The organism is Myxococcus eversor (genome assembly GCF_010894455.1).
GTDB classification, from domain to species: Bacteria; Myxococcota; Myxococcia; order Myxococcales; family Myxococcaceae; genus Myxococcus; species Myxococcus eversor.
On record NZ_JAAIXY010000034.1, the window covers coordinates 1 to 18,315 of the forward strand.

Here is an 18,315-nt window from a genome sequence, read left to right on the forward strand (position 1 = left end):
GGTGGTGTGCGTGGATGGGCTGCACCGGCTGAAGGCTTTGTTGGAGAAGCGGTTGCGGTGGTTGCCTTTGCGGATGGCGATGGGTGGGACGGCGGTGGTGTTGCTTTGGTTGTGGGTGGGGACGGATGCGTATCTGGGGTTGGGGGTGCCGGGGATTGTGAGGGCGTTCGAGGACCCGGCGCTGCCTGTGTCGGCGTTTGCCTGGAAGCTGGCGTTCACGGTGGTGACGCTGGCCTCGGGGTTCCTGGGCGGAGAGGTGACTCCGCTGTTCTTCATTGGCGCGAGCCTGGGGAACGTGTTGGCGCGGGTGTTGGGATTGCCGGTGGATTTGGGGGCCGCGGTGGGGATGGCGGCGCTGTTCGCGGCGGCGGCGAATACACCGCTGGCGTTGTCCATCATGTCGGTGGAGTTGGTGGGCGCGGGGGTGCTGCCGCACGTGATGATTGTGGCGACGGTGGCGTATCTGCTGACGGGCCACCGGGGGATTTATCCGTCGCAGCGGATTGGACGGAGCAAGCACGGCGGGCCGCTGCTGGAGCGGTGGGTGCCCCTGCGTGAGCTGGAGGCCCCCGGGCCTCGTGGGCCCGGGGATTCAGGACCGGGAGGTCACGGCTCCGGGTAGTGGAACACACGGCCGTCGTCACCGACGATCCAGAACTCTCCTGTTGTTTGAGTCATGGCGATGTCGCGCAGTGGCCTGTCCGCTCTAGGCAGAGGTAAATCCGGCCCCTTCGCCCAGCCGAACGGTGTCAGGCGGCGCAACTTGCCGTTCGCGCTCTTGTCCACCATGTAGAACTGCCTGTTCAGCGGGTTCGTCGTGTTCTGCGGGTCGTACCGCATCACCACACTGCTGAAGTCGACTGACACTCCGGCGGGGACATCCACTTTGTTCCACGTCGTCGCGCCATCCCAACGCCACGCAGCCCCGCCATCTCCCACTGCGCATGCATTGCTCGCAGTCCCCATCCACACCGCATTGGCCGCTCCCGCTACGTTGTTCGGGTTCGCCGTGTGCGCCGTTGGAGACGCGGTCGTCCCAGACGAGACCCCAGTGTAGGACGCGAATCGCTGCTCGGACGGCCCTGTCCGCCCTCCTGACACCAGCAGGAAGTTCTCCTCCAGACCGTGGATGCCGTAATAGTTGAGGTTGTTGTCGTTCAACTCGGTGAACGCTGGCGTACCACCCACGTTCCACCTGTACAAACGCCCCGAGGTATCAGTGAGGTAGATGGTAGTCATCCCCCCAGACTCGAAGCCCACCATTCCCGTAAGATTGTTACTGCTTGGCACGCCGCCTGGGGCGCACGAGTAATCGGTCGCCCCGGTATGGATGGCCAGCCCCCCGGACGCACCGCCCAGAAACACAATACCGGTGGAGTTCACCCAAGAGACCAACCAATCGCCGCTGCCACAGTTGTTCGGGTGAACCGGGAGGCTCCCATCAGCGGGCGGAGTTGTGGGGTCTCCAAAGCTGAAGCTCTCGAACTTCGCACCAGCTGTCCTGCGCACCGCCAACTTCCCCCCCATGCCTGCAACCCAGACAGGATATCCCCCGGGGCCCACCGACACCGTCCTCCAATCCTGGTCGGCCGAACTCAGGTGATAGTCGGCCACATCTTTCAGCGTGCCACCACACGACAGCCCACCATCCACGATACCATTGCAGTTGTTGTCGATGGCGTCACACACCTCCGCGCGCAGCGAACTCGCTGCGGGGTCCGCGTCATCGCAATCCGAGCCCTGATTCAGGACATATCCTGACGGTGATTGACGTCCCTGACAGACAGCCAAGGGATTCAAGCCTGGAATCTCCGTAGCAAGTCCATCCCCATCACCGTCCCTGTCCAGATAGTAGATACCAGGCTCGGATGCACTGCACTGCAGGCTGGCACCGTCCTGTGAGCACTGTAGAGTTCCGCAGCCCTGTGCACAGGAACTCCCCTTCGTGGGGAAGTTCTCATCAATCTCGACGCCGTTGTTGCTCGCGCAGTTGTTATCGATTTCGTCGCACAGCTCGGGCCTGTTCGGGGCACGTCTATCGTTCGTGTCATCACAGTCGAACGGAGGCCCCGAGGGATACTTCATGTACTTCGGCCCTGGCGAGCCACATTGGACGATGACGGTCGGCCCCTGCGGAACCCCATCCGCGTCATTGTCCAGGTACCAGTTCCTGTCGTGGCCCTCGTCCACGACATTGTTGCAGTTGTTGTCTGCGTTGTCGCAAGTCTCTGTCTTCCCAGGCGTGTTATTCGAGTTCCTGTCGTCACAGTCCCCACCAATGGCTGTGTATCCACTGACACCAGTCGCTGGCATGCAGTGCTGAATGGCCTCCCCACCAACGCCATCTCCATCCACATCACGGAACATGGACACCATGGGGAGGTTCTCATCAGTCCCGTCCACGCAGTTGTTGTCCTTGTCGTCGCAAATCTCCTGCGTCGATGGGCTCCTCACGGCGTCGCTGTCGTCGCAGTCCGTGCCTCCCTTTCCGTTCCCCAGCGTGGCGACCCATCCATCACCATCCTCGTCCGGCGTGTTGAGCGTCACCGCGAGAGGCTCCTTGCCTCTCTCTCCCGATGAGTCGACGGACAACTCCGCCCTGTCGACCTCCTTGCCCGTGCAGGTCCGCTCGTGCGCGACGATGGTCACCCGCAGCTTGGTGCCCCAGTCACCCCCGCGGAGCGCCCTGAGCCTCAAGGGAGGGGCATTGGTCGCGAGAGCGGAGCCATCAACCGTCTGCGCCGTGAAATTCGCCGCGTTCGCTTCATCCTGGGTTCGCATCACGATGCAGCCAGTCTTGAAGGTCGACGTGTAATTGACCGTGATGGGGACGCCTCGTTCGGCTTCGAGTTCCTCGAGGCTCGGCACGGAGCAGCCGCCCAGCACCATCAGGCTCGTGACGGCCAGGATTCCCACGCGGCTCATCGCGCACCCTCCTGGGCCACGGTCTCGTCAGTGGAGCCCATGAAGAGCCACGTCGCCAGCGCGCCCACAGCAGCAACCGTCGCCGTACCAAAGAGGATGTTCGCCGTCCTGGCACTTCCCTGTGCCCGTGAATGGTTGGCTTCCAGGTCCTCGAACTGTCCTGCCCGCGCATCGTCAACCTGGCTCTGCGATGCCAGGCCGAACACCGTCCCCACTCCACCCGCCGCGACTCCCGCGCCCAGCAGCGCCCAACTCACCACCGGAACCCGGCGTCCCGCGATGCGCACGCCCTGGGACGCGCGCTCCACGTCGCCCTCCACGGCATTTGTTGCCCACTCCGGCGGGGCTTTGTCTTCCCTGATGGGAGGAGTCAGGTCCGGCCGGACAACCTCTGGCTCCTTGGCAAGTGGCTTCTCGTCCACGGGCGAGGCCTCCACCAATTGCGGCGTGGGCACCGGAGGAGCAGCCTTGCGTCGACCGGCCGTGGCCTCACGCACCTTCGTGCGCTGCGCCTCGAACTCGCCACTCACCTTGGGCGAGACGTGCAAAGGAAGCGTCGCGTCAAGTTGGCGTAGGAGCGCCTCGCGGAAGTCCTTGCGCGCAGCCTCCCACCTTCCCATGTCCGCTTGGATGATGCCGCGCAGCAGGGACAGGGAGACCGCCTCGTCAGGGCCGTGCGGCAGGCGACTGGCGTGCTTCAGTCGCTCCAGCGCACGCTCGTATTCGAGGTCCTCGTAGAGACCGATGGCCTCCGTGATTTGGCGTTGGACCTCACCTTCGGCTCCCTGTGCGCGCAGCGGCATCGCCACCGACACGCAGACGAAGACCGCAAGGCATTCCCCCCACAGGCATGACTTGGACATGCCTGGACTCTAAGTCCGACTACAGAACCACGGAAAATCCAGACGGGATTGTCCTGTCCAAGACACCACGCTCCAGCCCTCCTGGCCCGAAGCGTGGTGGAGGCCACGAGCGACGGCTACGGCTCCGGGTAGTGGAACACCCGGCCGTCGTCACCGACGATCCATAGGTTTCCAGTCGCGGTAATGGCGATGTCACGCAAGGGGACATTCGCCCTGTTCGACGGCAGCAGATCCAACGGCTTGGCCCAGCCAAACGGTGTCAGCCGGCGTAGCTTGCCGTTCGAACCCTTGTCCACGATGTAGCACTGGTCGTTTAGTGGATTCGCCAAGTTCTGCGCATCGTACCGCATCACTACGCTGCTGAAATCGACCGTCGTCCCCGAGGATTCAGCCTGATTCCACGTCGTCGAGCCATCCCAGCGCCACGCCAATCCTCCATCACCCACCGCACACGCCTTGTCAGCCCTCCCCATCCACACCGCGTTCGCGTTGCCATCCCCATTGTTTGGATGGGTCGAATGCAACAAGGAGGGATTGCTATTGGTATAGGACAAGAATGCTTGGCCAACGTCCCCTCCTGAGCTTCCTCCTGACACCAGCAGGAAGCTCTCACTTAGGCCGTGGACGCCGTAGGCGTTGAAGTTCATGCTGTCGTGCACCAGGACATGCTGCGGATTGCCACCCACCACCCATTTGATCAATCGACCTGAGCTGTCGGTAAGATAGATGGTGGTCACCCCGCCAACCTCGAAGCCCACCATTCCCGTGAGGTTGTCACTATCAACCGTCAAGGCGCCTGTGCCGCACGCGGCAGCAGTATCCCCTGTATGGATGGCCAGCAATCCGCCCTCGCCGCCCAGGAACACAGTTCCATTGGAGTTCACCCAGGAGACCGTCCAATTCGTATTGCCACAGGTGTTGCTGTTGGCCGGCAGGCTCTCATCTGGCGGCGTACCAGTCCCATCCCCAAAGCTGAAACTCTCGAATTTGCTATTGGCCGTCCTACGCACCGCCAATTTGCCTCCGCGACCAGCAATCCACACCGGATAGCCACTCGGCCCCGTCGACACCGTCCTCCAGTCGTGGTTAGCCCCTCCCACGTGATGATTGACCACGTCCTTCAGCGTGCCACCACACGCCACCGCCGTGTTGTTGTCCACGGTACCATCACAATTGTTGTCGATAGCGTCACACACCTCCGCGAATGAGGACCTCGCGGCAGGGTCAAAATCATCACAGTCCCCATGGTTGTTCAGCACATACCCCGGGTCGAGCGGCTGGTCCTGGCACTTCAGGACAGCGGTCGCAGAAGAGTCACCGTCCCCGTCACCATCCGCGTCGCGGTAGTAGTATCTCCCCGGGTCGCGACTACACACCACGGCGTTGCCATCCCCCGAGCACACCGTCTCGCCTCCGCACTCGGAATTGCAAGTCACTCCCCTAGCTGGGAAGTTATTATCGACGACGTTGTCACAATCATTGTCGAGGTTGTCGCACTTCTCTATGTTCCCAGGGAACATCTTCGCCGCATCCGCGCCCGAGTCCCTGCAGTCGAACGGGCCTGACGCAGCGTAATGTTTGTATTTATTGTTGGGCGGGAGGCATGACGAAACGAAGTCGGGCCCCCGGGGCACGCCGTCACCGTCATCATCCAGATACCAGCTCTTGTCGAACCCCTCGTCGACGCCTTCCTTGCAGTTGTTGTCCTTGTTGTCGCAGACCTCGGCGAACTTGATGTTCCGCTCCCGGTCGTTGTCTCCGCAGTCCGTGCCGCCCTTGTCCTCGGGCAGGAAGCCGTCGTCATCCGCGTCCGGCGTGTCGAACTGCATCGTGAACGCATCTTTCGAGACTCCCTCACCAGGCAACGTGAGATCTCTGTTCTGCGTAGCCACTTCCTTGCCGTTCTCGGCACACGGCTCCTCGTGCACTGTGACCTTCACATTGATGCGGTTGCTCCACCCCTCCTTCTGGAGCACTCCCACCGCCACGAAGGGTCCACCTTCGACGTCATCCCGGTCCGCTCGTGGCTCGACCGAGGAGGTCAGCGGCGGCAGACTGGTGTTCACGAGGTCCTGAGCCACGACCCGGAAGCAGCCTTTGTGGAACCCCTTGGTGTACTTGATGATGACTTGCTGCCCCGCCTGCTCCTTCGACTTGGAGCACGCGAGGACCAGCAGAGGGAGTAGGAGCAAGGCAAGACGACGCATGGGGCGCACTCTACCGCACCCTCAGTCCCGCTCGCGCGCCCCTCTTGCACCCTGCCCCCTCGCCGTCACCCCTCCCACAAAACTCCCGCCCGGCCGTCCAGGCACACAGGCCCCCCGTCCCCTTCTCCCACCATCCAAGATTCCGAGCACCCCCACCCGCGCCCAGGGACGCCAGGGGCTCCTCGCCCCCAGCATCCCCAAGGCTGACGCCTACTTACACGTGAAGGACCACCGGCACTCCCCCGACTGGCACTCGCGCCCGGAGCCGCACGCCGCCCCTCGGCCCTTCTTGTTCTGGCACTTGCCCGAGTTCAGCCCCCAGCCACAGTACTGGCTCGCACCACAGTGCGAGTCGCTGTCACACAGGCAACTCCCCGTCGGATTCAGATAACAGTCCGCGCTGCACCGGTCCGTCGTGCACTCGTTATCCGACTTGCACGTCTGCCCGTACGCCTTCGACCGCGGCGTGTAGCACCACCCCACCGTGTCCGCGCACCCACCACACTCCCCCGACAAGCACTGCCCATCCCGACTGCACGACGTCCAGTCCGTCTTCTTCGGCACGCAGTCGTTGTCCGCCGGATTCCCCGGCGTGTCCTTCTGGCAGTACCCCACCCCTCCACAATCCTCGTCCCCGTTGCACACGCACCGCCCATCGAACGTGCTGCACAACACCGACGTGCACTGCTCGCTCAAGCACTCGTCGTCGAACCTGCACTCCTGATTCAACTCCTTGCTGTCCGGCGAATAGGGCTTCCCACACACCGTCGGATACGCCCCCTCGCGGTCCTCCGGCTTCACCCACGCCGCCACTCCCGACGTGTCGATATCCAGCGCCGCGTCCGCCATCCCCGTGCGCACCACCGACGTGCGCTCCCACATCCGGATGAACGTCTCCGCCGAGCCCGTCAGCCCCGCCGTGTTCACCCCCAGGTTCCTCAAGTCCTTCACCATGTCCGGCAACAGGCCCACGTGCGCCAGGCCCTGCTCGTCGAACGGCGTCCCCAATCGCCCAGGCCCCTGCAACACTTGTTGCCGCGCCTGCGCGTCCGCCTCCGCCTGGAACCCCGCCGAACACGCCCCGTCGTCTCCGAACCGCGGCCGCGTCTGCTGGATGAACCCGTTGAAGTCCGCGCCAAACGCCATCGGCACTTTCAAGCCCTGACGACCGAACTCGTACGCCTGCGCGAACGAGCGCGTCGACCCCTGACAGTTGTTCGCCACGCCGGACTTCGTATACGTCCGAGTCTCGTCATGCGCCGTGCGCAGACCGAACATGCCACCCGTGCGCCGCAACATCTGCACCACCCACGCCGGCGTCGTCTTCTCGTTCTCCGCCAGCTTCCCGTTCATCACCTCGCGGAAATGCCCGTGGCTCACATAGAGCGGGTAGTACTTGTTGCGCTCCGCCACCGAGTACGCATCCCGCACGCCCTTCTCCGACAGGTGCGCCAGGTCGATGAGCATCCCCTTGTCCATCATCGCCTGCATCAGCGACTGCCCCTCCCCCGTCAGCCCCTTCACGTTGCGGCAGCTCCCATCCACATCGAAGCCAAGCGTCATCCCTCCCACCGTCAGCCCACAGTCCGTGTCGATGTGACAGTTCTCGATGAACTGCGCCGCCTGGAAGATGGCGTTGTGCGGCGCCGCGCCTCCAAACCGGTTGTCCAACTGGTGCACCGGCTGCAACGTGCGCACGCCCAACCCGTGGAAGCGCTCCAGCTCCGCGCGCCAGTCCTTCGCGCCGAAGAGCTTGCTCGTCTCGATGGAGAGCACCATCGCCAGCTTGCCCTCGGAGATGATGCGCCGCGCATCCGCCGGCGTCAGCGCCAGGTCCACCCAGTCCCGAGTCGCCGCGAACTCGCGCGCCTTCTGCAACTGCACCTCCACGTCCATCATCTCGTCACACGGCCGCGTGCGGTTCTGCGGCGGCAGCGCCTCGCACAAGAAGCCGTTGCTCACCGCCGACACCACCACCAGCGACATGCCGCCCTGGTGCGCCTGCCGCAGCCACCCCTCCCACGACTGCTGGTGCGCAATCGTGTCCCAGCGCGGCCACTCCGTGTTCGGATTGCGCCGCCCGTCGTGCAGGCCCGTGTCCCCCTCCGTGCCTTCAATCTTCCCCAGGAACTCCGAGCCCACCGCCCCTGCCACGCCGAACAACTGCGACAGCACCGGCACCCCGCGCAGGTCGATGTTGCTCGAGTTCGGACACAGGTTGAGCAGGTGGCTCAGGTCCATCCGCACCCGAGCGTGGTCGCTCTCCGGCCACCCGCCGTCACACCGCGTGAGCGCGTCCGTCACGGTGCCGTGGAACCAGCCCCCGCCAAACGCCTCCTCCGCGAACATGTGGTGGTGCAGCTCCGCGAAGCCCGGCACGCCCAGCGCCTGCTCCTCCGTGTCCAGGGGCTCGGCGGGCGCCTGGCCCTCCTCCTCCTCCACCGGCACGCACGACAACGCCATGGCCAGAACCCAGGTGGAACACCATCGAAGACGACGCGAAAGGGACATGGGGGACTCCCTGCAAGTGGAATCCCCCACTTAGCGCCACCCGACACCCCAAGTTCAAGCCGGCCGACGCCATTCCGTGACAGACGCAACGGTGCCGCACCGCTACGGCGCCGTCTGCGTCGCCACGCTCCGAGCCTCGGGCGCGGGCGGCACGAAGGCCGTGCGCTGGCGCAGCTCGGAGGAGGCCACGGCGAAACCCTCGGGCAGCATGCGGAGGATGCGCGTGCGCCGGTGCTGGGAGCCCACCAGTCGCTTCTCCAGGAGTGCCTTCTCCGCGAGCGTCGCCTTGTCCAACGGCGCGGGACGGGCCGCTAGCGCCGCGAGCCGCTCCGTCACCGCCTCCAGCTCCCGGTCGATGAGCACCGGCTGGATGTTGCGCCGCTCCTTGCCCTTGCGCCCCACCGCGTTGTTCTCAATCCACACCGGCAGCACCGCCACTTCCCCCAGCACCACCGGCGCACCGGGCGCGGAGCGGGCCAGGGAGACTCGCAGCAGCATGGAGTCTCGCTTGTCCCCCGCCACGCCCTTCTTCTTCGGCGCGTGGAGGTAGAAGCGGTCCTGGTTCGCCACCAGGTTGCCCAGGGAGAAGGCGATGAGGCCCTTGCGCCCGTCCGCCGTCGTGTAGCCCTCCAGCGGCTGGAGCACGTGCGGATGGTGGCCGATGACCGCGAGCGCCCCAGCGTCCAGCAACTCGCGGCCCAGCTCGCGGTCCTCGGCGTTCGGCGAGTCGGCGTACTCGGTCCCCCAGTGCACCAGGACGACGAGCGCGTCACAGCGCGCGGCGACAGAACGGACCTTCTCCACCGCTTCATCGGTGGTGAGCCCCCGGTGAAGACGGAACGCGGGGTACGGCACGTAGGCCACGTGCGGCGCCTGCGCATCCTTCGGATTGCTGAAGCCGTTCAGCAACCGCGTGAAGGACAGGAAGCCCACCTTCATCCCTCGCACGTCCACGAAGACGGGCTCCCACGCCGCGTCCCTCGTCGCGCCCGTGCCCGTATGGCGCACACCTGTCGCATCCAGGTGGCGCAGTGTCTCCACCAGCCCCGTGGGGAGCTGGTCCCTCGCGTGGTTGTTGCCGGTGGAGACGACCTTCACGCCAGCGGCGGCGAGCGCTCGCGCCATGGCCGACGGCGCGTTGAAGAGCAGCTCCCGCGTCACCGCCTTCTTGTTGTCCGTGACGGGCGTCTCCAGATTCAGCACGCCCACGTCCGCGGTGCGCAGCACGTCCGCGATGGGACCGAAGACATGGTCCCACCCCTCGTTGTTGAGCGACGGCGCCACCCCTCCTTCGGGTGGAACCGCTCCGGTGCGCGCGTGCAGCTTCGCCACCAGCTTCACCTCGCCGTGCGGAATCACATCCCCGCCGAACACGAGCTCCACCTGCGAGGCGGGCGCGGCGGCGAACAGCAATGGCATGAGCAACAGCGCGGGCGAAGGCACGCCTGTCACCTTAGTCCAGCCCCTCCACGGACACAGAATCCCTGGCCGTGGGTCCCCTGGGTGAGCGCCGCCCCGCCTCATGCTCGTGCCGTGCAGTCCCGTCATCGACTCACCGAAGAGACGCGCCGCGTCTCGGGCACGTCGGACTGGGACGCGCCGCGCTCCTCGACAGGATTCGCCGCTTCATCGACGCGACGCGCCTTGGCTCACGGCGCCGGTGCTCCGGTCAGCGCGCGCGTGGGCGGACACTCACCTCGACGAGCAGCGCTCCGGGGGCCTGGCAGTAGACCATCGTCCCCCGGTTGTTGCGGATGACGTCGCTGACCTCGAGTCCCTCGGCGCGTGCTCGTGCCTGGAAGTCGAGCACGGTGGCCTCATCGTCGACGAGGAAGCCGATGTGGAAGCCCTCCGGGTACTTCTCCGTGGGGACCTTGAGGCGCTGGAGCACGAGCACCAGGCCCTCGCGGTCCGTGAGGATGGCGATGGCCGGGGAGGCGCGGTTGCTCGTGTGCTCGAAGTCGAAGAGGCGCTCGAAGAACGCCGCGGTGAGCTGGACGTCGGGGACCTGCAGGTCGATGTGGTTCAGCTTCATGGTGAGACCCTCGGGGCATGGCGATGCCCTCAAGGCCGGGGGTTCTCATCCGTGAAGGAGGAACAAGCGCTCCCACCGTGGGAGTGACCGGGGCTCACCGAACCGGTCCGCCGTTTTTCGACCGGTCGCGAGGATACGTCAGGACCGCGCGCCGAGGCGAGGTACTGGCGCAGGAGGATGGTGGCCGCTCGGAGGATATCCAGGTGACCCTGGAGCGCGCACGAGTCGAGAACGTCCAGCTCGCGCGTTGGAGCCGCCGTGGAACGACGCGGCGGCCCTCCGCGACCACTTCAACGAGTCCTGGACGCTCGGCTCAGACCGCCAGAACAGAGGGACTCACAACAGCTTCGTCACCACCAGCGTGACGGGGCCCGCGACGTCGGTGACTCCCTGCGCCGTGAAACATCCCAATGGGTCCGTGTTGAGCAGCGTCAGCGTGCGCAGGACCGTCGCGCCCTGGAACCGGCCGCTCACCACCGTCCCAGTGAGCACGATGACGTTCTCCCCTGCCGGCTTCAAGTTCACCACGGTGGTGCCCGACACGACGCTCACGGTGTCATCACTCCACTTGATTTGAATCGTGGAGGTCGCCTGCCCAATCCCACAGCCAATGATGCCATTCGCCTCCGTGGTGACAATCGCGGAGGGCAGATTCAGCGGCAATCCCGCACACCCGTGGGTGCCAATGGCGGAGACATGGGTCGGCCTGGCGTCGTTGGTGAGGCCCGGCTCGAACTCAGCGACTTCCGCCCCGACACACGTGAGGAGGACGGTCTCTGCTCGCGCCTCCACTGATACAAACAGGGACAACACCAGGAACAACCCAGACAAGGACTTGAAGAGGACGGTGGACGTCATGACAACGGCTCCTAGCGAGGTGACGAAGCCTCACGGACGTGAGGCTCGTGACGGAAGCCTTCGGAGCAATTCCCATCGCTCCTTCACTGCCGTCACGAAAAGCCTACGGAGCAGCCGCGGCTTCTTGCCCACCAGCCCTGAGTCATCGTCTGATGAAACACGCGCCAACGCCCCAGGCCGTTACCCCCTGGATGCTGTCGTGGTCCGAAGGTCCAAGTCCCGCTGCCCCGCATGTCCGCGAGGGGCGTGAGCACATGGGGGGCCACTCAATGCGGAGCGACCGCGAGCACTCTTCGACGCTCATCGCACCCCGAGCCCGTCTGCCTCCCATGCAGTCATGCAGGCTCATCCCTTCATGCCCAAGCCGTGCGGACAAAACCTAATAGATCGATTGCTATTCAGGGTTCAGATCCATAGACTGTATCTGACCACGACATATACCCAATTGATTGAACCATGCCCCGACAGAACCTCACTCCCGAAACAACGCCCCTGGATGTGGTCCGCGCGGTCCGTCGCCTGGGGCAGAACATCATGCGAGCTCGCATCCGGCGGGGCCTGAGACAGGCGGACCTCGCGAAGAAGACGGGGCTCGCGCTCGGGACACTCCAGCGCATTGAAGCGGGCAACCCCACCACGGCGATCAGCGCCTACTTCGCGGCCTTGTGGGCCCTGGGGCTCGAGCGTGAGTTCGAGAACCTCGGCGCTCCCGACAAGGACGAGGTGGGAAAGACGCTGGAGCTGGCGCGCCAGCCGAAGCGGGTCCGCACTTCGGGAGGGCTCGATGCCGACTTCTGAGGAGGCCCGCTGCTATGTCTATCTCCAACTTCCAGGCACCCTGGACGTCGTCACCTGCGGCCTGTTCGTCCAGCAGGACAACGTCGGCCGCTTCGTCTACGGAAACAGCTACCTCGCCAATCCGCGTGCGGTCGAACTGGAGAAGTTCGAGCTCGCCCTGCGCTCGGGCACATTCGAAACGGCCAGGCTCGGCGGCATCTTCGGCGCCCTGCGAGATGCCTCGCCCGACGCATGGGGACGCACGGTCATCGAACGTCAGCTCGGACGCACGGCACTGACCGAAGTCGACTTCCTGCTCCACTCCCCCGAGGACCGCGCGGGTGCGCTGTCCTTTGGCGTAAGCCCCACACCTCCCGCCCCCGTTCATCAATTCAACAAGGTGCTCCAGTTGGGCCGCCTGCTCGAGGAAGCAGCCCGAATCGAGCAGGGCCTTCCGCCATCAACGCCTCAGGTGGACGAGTTGGTGAACCCGGGCAGCTCGCTGGGTGGCGCTCGACCCAAGAACGTCGTCGAAGATGATGAAGGGCTGTGGGTGGCCAAGTTCCCCGCGCGCAATGACCGCTGGAACAACGCCGCGGTCGAGGGAGGCATGTTGCGGCTCGCCGCCGAGTGTGGCCTGCGAGCCGCCTTCGGCCAGGTCACTTCGGTCGCGGGTCGCGATGTCCTGCTCGTGCGCCGGTTCGACCGGAGACGTGTCGAGCAGGGCTACCTGCGGCACCGCATGGTCAGCGCGCTGACCGTCCTCCGCGCCGACGAGAACCCACTGGACCGCTCGAAATGGTCATACATCCGGCTGGCCGATGAGCTGACGCGCTGGGTGGGCAATCCCGATGAAGACTTGCGCGAGCTGTTCTCGCGGATGGTCTTCAACGCGCTCATCTCGAACGTGGATGACCATCCCCGCAACCATGCGCTGATTGCCACGGGCTCGGAATGGAGCCTGTCTCCCGCCTATGACCTCACACCCATGCCACAGGCCAGCACCGAGCGGGACCTGGCCATGGAGGTGGGGAATGCGGCCGGTTCCGCATGTCCCGCGAGGACGCCTCCCGCCTCATCGACAAGATGAAAGCCACCGTGTCCGCCCGCTGGCGCGACGTCGTGAAGGAGTGTGGAGGCACCGAGGCCGACCTGAAAGCCATCGAGCGCGCGTTCGACTACGAAGGCTTTGAGTACGACTGACCCCCGGTGGGCGCGAAGCACCTGGCTCGCGCGCCCACCGGGGAACCACCGTCAACTCACAGCGGGCAGTGCGTCCCGCCGCCGCCACTGACACCGGACGGGTACATGATGGAGCCGATGTACGACGGGTGGCACGGGTAGCACGCGGACCCCACGTCGGAGCTGGTGGCAACGCCCGTGAAGACCTGGTCCGCCTGCCCCGCGCGCTTCACCGTCACCGAGTAGGGCACCGGGTTCTCGGACGACGGCAGCGGCGAGAAGCCCGCGGCCTTGAGGCAGATGTCATACGTGCCGTTCGGCGGCGTGAAGCCCGGGTTCCAGACGATGTTCTCCGGCCCCCGCCCACCCGACGCGTCCTGGTCCAGCTCGCCCCCATCCGTGCTCGTCCCCGGCCCGCGGTTGTCGTAGTAGATGATTTTCCCCGTGGGCGTCCGCACCACCAGGTCCGCATCCCCGTCACGGCCCCACATCGCGGTGACCTGCAGCGCGATGCCCCCGCCACCGCCCGTGCACACCCCCGCCGTGCACGTCTTCCCCGTCGCGCAGACGTTGCCGCAGTAGCCGCAGTTGTGCTCGTCCGACGACACGTCCACGCACTGCGTGCCGCACTGGACTCGCGGCGGCGCGCAGGTCCCCGGCCGGCACTCGAAGCTGCCCGGCGTATTCACACACGTCTCGCCCGGCTGGCAGTGGGCCGTGCCGTTCGTGCACTCATTGATGTCATTGCACGTCCAGCCATCCCCCATGTAGCCCGGCTTGCACGTGCAGGTGTAGCTGCCCGGCGTGTTCGTGCAGTAGGCGTTCGGCGAGCACTGCGCCGTGCCGTTGGTGCACTCGTTCACGTCATGGCAGACGCTCGGCTGGCCCTGGCAGGTGTACCCCGGCTCCACCGCGCACTGGGCGCTACAGCCGTCCCCCGCCATCCGGTTGCCGTCGTCACATCCCTCGCCCATGCCCACCATGCCATCACCACAGACGACCGTGCCCACCATGCTCGTCGCCTCCACCGCGTCCACCTGGAAGATGGCGAGCAGCCCGGCGCGCAGCCTCACGAAGCGGTAGGGCGTGGGATTGCTGAAGGACACAACCGTCGTGTGCGTCCCCAGCCCCAGGTCCAGCAACTGCGCCTGTCCCGTGGAGATGACGCTCCTGTCCGCCCGCAGGAACTCCACCTGCGCTATCACCGCCAGGTTCAGCCCCCGGTAATAGATGCGCAGCGGCCCGGTCCCCTCTTCACCCGCGCCCATGTCCAGCGTGAGCGACGCCCCCAACAGCCCCAGGAAGCTGGCCGTGGTCCCATTCGGAGCACCCACCGCGTTCTGGGGGTTGTTCACACCGAGCAGGCCATCCTGCACCACCGCATTGGCATACGGGTCACCCGCGAACGCGGACACCTCGCTCGAAGTCTCAGCATCGAAGAGCACTTCTTCCTCGGAACTGGCGCCACACGCGCCGAGCGCTCCGACAACGACGAACGCCAGGGCCGCGCTCAACCAGCGCGTCACAGACACACCGCGACTGACCTTCATGTTTCGCTCCATTCCATTCGGCTGACGAGACGAAGCGCTCCGGTGAAGCCATCCACCTCGAGCACCCGCCTTGCGCATGGAACGCATGGAGGGTTTTTTCCGTGAGGTCCGGCCCTCAATTGCCTGCTTTACCCGTGTTCCAGCCGACAAGCCAGACGCTGAAGGTCGACGTGGAGCGAGCCAGTCGACACCGTTCCCGCCAAAAGCATGACACGTGCTACGTGGGTGTCCTTAGCGCCCCAGGGACTGGAGCAAGCCATTCTCCTGCATCCCCTGGCACTCCGAGACAGGGTTCCCAACCGACCCATCACCGGCCCGCGCGGGGGCCCCCTCCCCTCGCGGACCGGTGTCTGTCATTTACCGGGTCTCAAGGATAGGGAATGGACCCGACGTATGCGGGCTCGCCGGGCACGCACATCCCGAGCGGCCTGTTCTGGGTGGCCGAGCCGACGAACGAGAAGTCCGGCTGGCCAGGACGCCGCACGCGGATGTTGTACTCCACGGGGTTGGTGGGGCTCGGCGCCGGGTTGAAGTTGCCCACCCGGAGACAGAAGTTGTAGTTGCCGGCAGGCGGCGTCCGGTCCGGCGCCCAGAAGATGTTCTCTGGCCCGTCACCCGCTGTGTCATCCACATCCAGTTCGCCGAAGTCCGTCCCTTCGTTGGGTCCCCTGTTCCCATAGAAGATGCGCTTGCCCCTGGGCGTCGCCACGATGAGGTCCGCGTCACCATTGCGGCTCCAGGTCGCGGTGAACTGGAGGGTGCCCGTGCCCAGGCACACGCCCGAGGAGCAGGTCTTCCCCTCGCCACAGACGTTGCCGCAGGCGCCACAGTTGTTGTTGTCGGTGTTCGGGTCCACGCAAAACCCGCCGCAGACGATGCGCGGCGGAACACAGGCTCGCGCCTGGCACTCGAAGCCTCCGGGCGTGTTGACACAGACCTCGCCCGGCGCGCACGTGTCCGTACCCAGGGCACACTCGTCGATGTCGGTGCAGACGCTCGGCGCTCCCGCGCAGGTGTAGCCGGGCTCCACCTGACAGACGCTGTTACAGCCGTCTCCGGAGGCCTGGTTGTCGTCGTCACAGGCCTCGTCCCCATCCAGCACGCCGTCACCACAGAAGGGCCGGATGGACGTCTCCACCGCGTCCACCAGGTAGAGCGCGAGCAGCACGCCCCGCAGGCGCACGTAGCGGTAGGGCTCGTTGCCCGAGTACCTCACCACCGCCACATGGGTCCCCAGGCCCAGCTCCACCAGGCGCAGCGGGCTGGAGCTGATGGTGGTCCTCCCATCCGCCTTCAGGAAGTCCACCTGGGCCACCAGCGCCACGTTCAGACCCCGGTAATGGACGCGCAGGTCGCCAGTGCCCTCCTCGCCCGCGCCCAAATCCAGCACCAGCGCCGAGTTGAGCAGGCCCAGCATCGTCGCCACCTGCCCGTCCGGTGCGCCCAGCGCCCTGTTCGGGTTGAGCACCGCGGCCGTGGTGCCAGACGCCACCGCGTCCGCATACGCGTCCCACGCCAACGCGGACACCTCGCTCGAAGACTCCGCCTCGAGGAGCGCTTCCTCCTCGGGACCGACGCCGCATGCACTGAACGCACCGACAGCAAGGACCATCAGGGCCGCGCGCAATCCGCGCGACGCCGAGACATCATGACCGACCTTCATGTTTCGCTCCATTCGCTCGACGGACCGGAGGAAGCCCTCGGGTGAAACATCACCGAGGGCTCGCCGTCGCGACATGAAACGCATGAAGGATTGTTCCGGCGAGCGGGCGCCTCTTCTCCACGGACCTGCTCGTGTCCCAGCCGACAGCCCATGCGTCATGTATCGTGGAGGCGCGCACCAGCCGACACCCGCGCGGAAGCCAGCGTCAGGCTTGATACATGCGAGTCTTCCGGCGGGGACGTCAGCCATCCAGCAGCCGCATCCCCCGCGAGACAGGGAGTTGACCCATCTGCCTCGAAGCTTCCGGGCGTATTGACACACCGCGAATCCAGCCCGCATGTGTCGGTGGTCAGGGAGCCCTCGTCGATACGCTCGGTCGGTGCCCGTCGCAGGTGTAGCCCGGCTCCGTCTCGGACAGAACCCAGGTTCCGTGCCTGTCTTTGTCCGCCCCCCCCGTCAGCGATTACGGGCGCGACGCCAGCCGCCGAGCAGCGCCAGCACGCCCGCGAGCGCAATCCCTCCCGGCGAGGACGCGCAGCCACTCGGTGACTCCTTCCCCGTCACACACGACACGCTCGCGGAGACGACGAGGTCGCGCTCCTCGCCATCGACGGAGACGGTGAAGGTCTCCTCCTCGAAGCGCTCTTCCACGCCCCACTTCATGGACGAGGACCGCCCCCGCCCGTCCGCGAAGTGAAAGGAGGCCTGCTCGTTCGGCTGGAGTTCCAAATCACACAGCCCATCCGCGCAACCGACGAGCGGCCAGCTCACCAACGTCACCGGCGTGTCGCAGGCATTGCGCACCGTGCTCGCGCCACAGCTCGAATAGGCGGCGATGATGAGGCATGGCATCTCTGACACCACGCTCTGACGGTCGGTGACGCAGTCACACGGGTCGCTCTCCGCGTGGGCCGCCAGCGCGCCACCCAGCCCTGTCAGCAGCAGCCACCCAAGCCATGCGGCCCCATTCCGGGGCCAGAAAGTCCTCGCTCGCATCCCGCGTACCTCCGTCTCGACGTGCTGGCCCCCGCGGCGCGCATCCTGTCGCGCGCCAGCGGGTACAGCCAAAACATCGTTGCCGGAGGCAACTGCCTGGGTGCGGCTACTTGGTGCCGAAGAGCCGGTCTCCCGCGTCGCCCAGGCCCGGGAGGATGTAGCCGTGCTCGTTGAGGCGCTCGTCCACCGCGCCCGTGTACACGTGCACGTCCGGGTGGTGCTCGCGCAGGTTGGCCAGGCCCTCCGGACACGCCAGCAGACAGACGAAGCGCAGCGAGCCGGGCTTGCTCTTCTTCACCCGCTGGAGCGCCGCCACCGCGGAGTTGCCCGTGGCGAGCATCGGGTCACACACCACCACGTCGCGGTCCGCCAGTTGGCCCGGCACCCGGTAGTAGTACTCCACCGGAGTGAGCGTCTCCGGGTCCCGATACAGGCCGATGTGGCCCACGCGCGCGGAGGGCACGAGCTGGAGCATTCCGTCGAGGATGCCCTGGCCCGCGCGCATGATGGCCACCAGCACCAGCTTCTTGCCCTCCAGCACCGGCGCCTTCATGGGCGCCATGGGCGTCTGAATCTCCTCGTCGCGGACCTTCAAGTCCCGCAAGGCCTCGTAGGCCAGCAGCAGGGAGATTTCCTGCAGCAGCGCCCGGAAGGAGGCGGTGCTCGTCTCCGCGCGGCGCATCAACGTCAGCTTGTGCTTCACCAGCGGATGGTCCACCACGGTGCAGTTGGGGAACTCCATTGCGTC

At 65.8% G+C, this 18,315-nt stretch carries 14 protein-coding genes; 3 read left to right on the forward strand and 11 right to left on the reverse strand.

The annotated features are described in order from the left end of the window. Positions 1 to 622, forward strand: a 622-nt coding sequence (locus G4D83_RS42920) for a chloride channel protein (protein WP_205522852.1), incomplete at its 5' end; no start/stop codon positions are given. On the opposite strand, the gene G4D83_RS42925 is transcribed toward G4D83_RS42920, so the two are convergent. From G4D83_RS42925 to G4D83_RS42955, 7 genes are all read right to left on the reverse strand, one after another. Next, positions 607 to 2,925, reverse strand: coding sequence for a putative metal-binding motif-containing protein (locus G4D83_RS42925; RefSeq protein WP_163870751.1), 2,319 nt, complete (start codon positions 2,923 to 2,925; stop codon positions 607 to 609). The two genes, G4D83_RS42920 and G4D83_RS42925, sit on opposite strands and share 16 nt — an antisense overlap. Next, positions 2,922 to 3,788: a tetratricopeptide repeat protein gene (locus G4D83_RS42930; RefSeq protein WP_163870752.1), complete on the reverse strand. Its 867-nt coding sequence runs from the start codon at positions 3,786 to 3,788 to the stop codon at positions 2,922 to 2,924. Before G4D83_RS42930 ends, G4D83_RS42925 begins: the two co-directional genes overlap by 4 nt. A gap of 116 nt (positions 3,789 to 3,904) precedes the next feature. Then, complete coding sequence (locus G4D83_RS42935; protein WP_163870753.1) at positions 3,905 to 5,995, reverse strand: putative metal-binding motif-containing protein; 2,091 nt, start codon at positions 5,993 to 5,995, stop codon at positions 3,905 to 3,907. A 210-nt stretch (positions 5,996 to 6,205) separates the two neighbouring features. Then, complete coding sequence (locus G4D83_RS42940; RefSeq protein ID WP_240357138.1) at positions 6,206 to 8,458, reverse strand: membrane dipeptidase; 2,253 nt, start codon at positions 8,456 to 8,458, stop codon at positions 6,206 to 6,208. A 150-nt stretch (positions 8,459 to 8,608) separates the two neighbouring features. Beyond that, positions 8,609 to 9,925 (reverse strand): CapA family protein, encoded by a 1,317-nt coding sequence (locus G4D83_RS42945; RefSeq protein WP_420826705.1) that lies wholly within the window; start codon positions 9,923 to 9,925, stop codon positions 8,609 to 8,611. A gap of 250 nt (positions 9,926 to 10,175) precedes the next feature. Continuing rightward, entirely contained in the window at positions 10,176 to 10,541 is a 366-nt protein-coding gene (locus G4D83_RS42950; RefSeq protein WP_163870756.1) for a VOC family protein, read from the reverse strand. A gap of 336 nt (positions 10,542 to 10,877) precedes the next feature. Next, complete coding sequence (locus G4D83_RS42955; RefSeq protein WP_163870757.1) at positions 10,878 to 11,399, reverse strand: hypothetical protein; 522 nt, start codon at positions 11,397 to 11,399, stop codon at positions 10,878 to 10,880. A 456-nt stretch (positions 11,400 to 11,855) separates the two neighbouring features. Here G4D83_RS42955 and G4D83_RS42960 point away from each other — a divergent pair, with 456 nt between their 5' ends. Next, positions 11,856 to 12,197 (forward strand): helix-turn-helix domain-containing protein, encoded by a 342-nt coding sequence (locus tag G4D83_RS42960; protein WP_163870758.1) that lies wholly within the window; start codon positions 11,856 to 11,858, stop codon positions 12,195 to 12,197. Beyond that, complete coding sequence (locus tag G4D83_RS42965; protein ID WP_205522853.1) at positions 12,184 to 13,266, forward strand: type II toxin-antitoxin system HipA family toxin; 1,083 nt, start codon at positions 12,184 to 12,186, stop codon at positions 13,264 to 13,266. The genes G4D83_RS42960 and G4D83_RS42965 overlap by 14 nt, the downstream gene beginning before the upstream one ends. Positions 13,267 to 13,435: 169 nt before the next feature. On the opposite strand, the gene G4D83_RS42970 is transcribed toward G4D83_RS42965, so the two are convergent. From G4D83_RS42970 to upp, 4 genes are all read right to left on the reverse strand, one after another. Beyond that, positions 13,436 to 14,908 carry an EGF domain-containing protein gene (locus G4D83_RS42970; protein WP_163870759.1) on the reverse strand — a complete coding sequence of 491 codons (1,473 nt, stop codon included), beginning with the start codon at positions 14,906 to 14,908 and terminating at the stop codon, positions 13,436 to 13,438. Positions 14,909 to 15,275: 367 nt separating this feature from the next. Further along, positions 15,276 to 16,571 carry a DUF4215 domain-containing protein gene (locus G4D83_RS47355; protein WP_240357139.1) on the reverse strand — a complete coding sequence of 432 codons (1,296 nt, stop codon included), beginning with the start codon at positions 16,569 to 16,571 and terminating at the stop codon, positions 15,276 to 15,278. Between the two features lie 456 nt (positions 16,572 to 17,027). After that, positions 17,028 to 17,567 (reverse strand): MXAN_0125 family MYXO-CTERM protein, encoded by a 540-nt coding sequence (locus tag G4D83_RS42980; protein WP_240357140.1) that lies wholly within the window; start codon positions 17,565 to 17,567, stop codon positions 17,028 to 17,030. A 106-nt stretch (positions 17,568 to 17,673) separates the two neighbouring features. Further along, positions 17,674 to 18,309, reverse strand: a complete 636-nt coding sequence (gene upp / locus G4D83_RS42985; RefSeq protein WP_163870761.1) for a uracil phosphoribosyltransferase — start codon at positions 18,307 to 18,309, stop codon at positions 17,674 to 17,676. Positions 18,310 to 18,315: the final 6 nt, after the last annotated feature.